Source organism: Methanobrevibacter curvatus (assembly GCF_001639295.1).
Lineage (GTDB): Archaea > Methanobacteriota > Methanobacteria > Methanobacteriales > Methanobacteriaceae > Methanoflexus > Methanoflexus curvatus.
This window is the reverse complement of record NZ_LWMV01000208.1, coordinates 7,501-11,444: the sequence shown is the minus strand read 5'-3', so window position 1 is coordinate 11,444 and position 3,944 is coordinate 7,501. Positions and strand designations below refer to the sequence as shown.

Below are 3,944 nucleotides of genomic sequence, written 5' to 3'. Positions count from 1 at the left end.
TTCTTTTAACCAAGGCTTAGTTGAGTTTTTTTTAAAATTAGTCGAACAGATTCACGAGTTAGTGTTTCAAAACCTTCTTTTTCACGAAGAGTTTCAGCTAAAAGTCTAATACTCCACCTTTTATGTCCTTCTGGAGGATCAGTACATGCCAATGCTATTATTTCAGTTTCTTTTTCAACATCATATTTCTTTGGCTGACCAGAACGAGGTTTATCATTTAAAGCAGACTCTAATCCTTCATCTAAGTATCTTTTTTTAATTTTAGCAATAGTGCTTACACTAATATCTAAAATATCAGCAATATCTTCTATTTTTTTACCTTTATTGAGTAACAAAAGAATTCTAGCCCTATATTTATTTCTTTTTCTTTTTTAACCATCTTTTTTAAACAATTATAGTCATTTTCTCTGAGTTCTAACTTTCTATGCTTCATATTATTATAATATATAACTTACAGCATATAAACATTTAGAATTAAATTGCCTTAACAGTATGATATGTTTTGAAGCATTGATGGTCTCTTGGAGTATATTGTCAAAATGTAAAATTTATGAAGTTCACAATCGTGGATCATAATTTAAAACAAGATATTATTATTGTAAAAAATCTGGATTAAATTTTAGTGATTACACTGGAGCAATTTTCCATAAAACCAAAGTCCCTATAAGTGTAACATTCTATACCCTATTCAATTTACAATTTATAGTGTTTTGTTAAATTAATTTTTTACTTTTAATAAATTGTTGGAATTTTTAAATTTTATAATTTTACATAAAATTACTTTATTTATTAATTACAATAATTATTTTATTTATTTTTATAAATAAAATTACTAATATTCTTATTATTAATTTTTAATGAATTTCATATTTTTATTTAAAATTAAATTAATTTTAATTAGTATGTGTTTTCTAAAAAATTTGTTTAAATTTTGAATTTATATGGACATAAATTTGTAATTCACTATATATTTAAATCTTAAAGTAAGCTTTTAGAAAAATCCTAAATATTATTTAAATATATGTTTCATATTTAAATAAAAGTTTTTTTTTCTAAAAAAAAAGAGGATTGTCAAAAATTGAGATATTTTTAAACTTAAACACTAATTAAAATCTTTTTTTTATCAAAGAATAACTTTAAAACATTTTTGAAAATAGTAGCCCCTTATTTTTGACACATTATGTTCTTCTTAAAAAGAAATTTTTTATTTATTTTTAGTGGTTTGTATTTTTTTATTTTCTCCTTAAAACTATCCTTAAAAAAGTATAGTAAATCATAATTACTATACTTTAAAAAGTACAGAATATTTATATAATATTATATGAATATTTAATCATTTTCTCAATCTAATAAATTTTCTATTCTTTTATCTGGAATTAACCAAATAAGTGCTACTAAAACAAAAATTCCTTGAGCAATAGGTGGAATTATAAATGCAAATACAATGGCTAAAACATAAAGAATTAGAGAAATTTTACCTTTTAAATTATTTCCAATAGCTATTTTCAATGTTGATTTTTCTCCTTCAAGAGAAATAATATGGTACTGCAAAACAAAATAAAAAATAGCAGCCATTAAGAGAACTATTCCATAAAATGCTGTTGGCCATGTAGAAAAATTACTTTCTGCCATCCATGCAGTTGTAAATGGAAATAAAGATAACCAAAAGAGTAATATGAGATTTATCCAAAGTGTTGTTCCTGAAATTTTATTTGTAGTTTTTAATAAATGATGATGATTGTTCCAGTAGATTCCTACATAAATAAAACTTAAAATATATCCCAAAAATATAGGGATTAATGGATAAAGGTCTGATAAATTATGACCTTGTGGAACACCTAATCCTAACACCATAATTGTTATAATAATAGCTAAAACACCATCACTAAATGATTCTAACCTATTTTTTTCCATTCTATCACATTATAAATACTTTTTTTATTTTATTTATTTTTAAAACAAATCTAATTATATTTTAATTTATTAGGTGTGAGGAACAATTTTCATGGGATTTAATAAATAAGATATTCTTTAAAAATTTTTATTTTAAAAAGTTTATTGAGTATTGATAGATTTAAATAATTTAAATATTTTGATTAATTTTTAAATATTTTAATTAAACTAATGAAAAAATAAACTTATAATTCATTTTAATATTATGAAAACATTAAATTAATATAAAAATTAAAATGCTTTATTTTCTAAATAACTTTAGATCAAACTTTTTTCTAAAAGTTTGTTTCAGATTTAAATATTATAATATTTTGAGTTTTCAACTATATATTTATTTGTATGGCTTATAAATTACAGATAAAATTAATAAAAATAGCTAAATTTTAAGATTAAACTATTTTCATAATTATTTTGTTAAATATTATGATGTGTCAAAATTTAAAAATATTTTAAAACCTTAGTTTTTTAGAATAAACATGTTTTACCTATTAAATTTGAAAATAGCTTTTTTATAAAAATTCAAAAGCAAAAATTTAAAAGTTTTTGACAATGCCAGATATTAACACAAACTATTTATAATTAATTTAATCTAATATATTATATTATAAAACATAAATAATTTAGTAGAAAATTTTAGAAAACAATTAAAAGAGGAAATAAAATGAAAAAACTACCTGTAAGCATTTCTACGTTTTCAAAAATAAGAGAAAATGATTATATATATGTGGACAAAACACAGCAAATATATAACTTAGCAAAAAATGAAGAAAGTTATTTCTTATCTCGTCCAAGAAGATTTGGTAAATCATTATTCATCAGTACTTTTAAAGAACTTTTTAAAGGAAATAAGGAACTTTTTAAAGGTCTTTATATCTATGATAAATGGGATTGGACTAACTCTTATCCTGTTATACATTTAGATTTAGGAGAAATTGGTCATAAAACTCCAGATAAATTAGAAGCATCTCTTGATTTTTATTTAGATGCTATTGCAGAAGAATACTCCATTACTCTTAAAGCTCCAGTTGAATCTATGAAATTCGCAGAACTCATAAAAAAACTCCATAAAACATTTAATCAGAAAGTTGTAGTTTTAATTGATGAATATGATAAGCCTATAATTGACAATATGGATGATTTAGAGATTGTTGATGCTAACCGTAAAGTACTTAGTAGTTTTTATGAAGTATTAAAGGCTAATGATGAACATTTAAGATTTGTTTTAGTAACTGGTGTTTCAAAGTTTAGTAATACTTCTATATTTTCTGGTTTGAATAACCTAACAGATATTACAATAGATCCATTTTTTTCAAACATTTGTGGATATACACACAAAGACTTAGAAAAACATTTTAAAGAATATATTAAAAAACTAGCTCAAAAAGAGTCATTAAATTATGATGAAGTATTAAATAAAATTAATTACTGGTATGATGGTTATAGCTGGGATGGAGAAAATAAAGTTTATAATCCATATTCAACACTATTATTATTTAATATGAAGGAATTTTCTAATTATTGGTTTGAATCAGGAACACCAACAGTTTTAATGGAATCTTTAAAGAAAAAAAACAATTTAAAACCAATATTACAACCTATTATTGCAACAAAAAATGATTTTAGTGATTTTGACCTTGATAACCTTAACATTGTTTCATTATTATTTCAAACTGGATACTTAACAATCATAGAAAAGAAAACTGTTAATGGAACTATTGAATATGTTTTAGATATTCCAAATCATGAAGTTAGAGAATCTTTAATGAATAAATTAGTCACAGCCTACACTAATTTACGTGAAGGAGAACTAATTGAATTAAGAAATAAAGTTTATGAGTATATTTTAAACAAAGATTCTCACAGACTAACAGAAATATTAGAAGAGATTTACAATCAAATCCCTTACCAACTTAAAGGAGACAATGAAGGATTTTACCATAGTATATTCTTAATTATTTTATACTTATTTGGTATTGAGGGGCAAGGAGAAG

2 protein-coding genes and 1 pseudogene (1 of these 3 running past the window's edge) are annotated in these 3,944 nt (G+C 22.3%); 1 reads left to right on the top strand and 2 read right to left on the bottom strand.

Features of this window, described 5'->3' with window-relative positions:
* Positions 1-17: 17 nt before the first annotated feature.
* Positions 18-371: pseudogene (locus MBCUR_RS08635) on the bottom strand (helix-turn-helix domain-containing protein); the annotation flags it as partial.
* Between the two features lie 970 nt (positions 372-1,341).
* Positions 1,342-1,914 carry a TMEM175 family protein gene (locus tag MBCUR_RS08630; protein WP_067092507.1) on the bottom strand — a complete coding sequence of 191 codons (573 nt, stop codon included), beginning with the start codon at positions 1,912-1,914 and terminating at the stop codon, positions 1,342-1,344.
* A gap of 700 nt (positions 1,915-2,614) precedes the next feature.
* On the opposite strand from MBCUR_RS08630, the gene MBCUR_RS08625 reads away from it, so the two are divergent.
* On the top strand, positions 2,615-3,944 hold the 5' portion of the coding sequence (locus MBCUR_RS08625; protein ID WP_067092506.1) for an ATP-binding protein. 227 nt of this gene lie beyond the right edge of the window; 1,330 of the gene's 1,557 nt are visible here — the first part of the coding sequence; its start codon is at positions 2,615-2,617; the stop codon falls past the right edge of the window.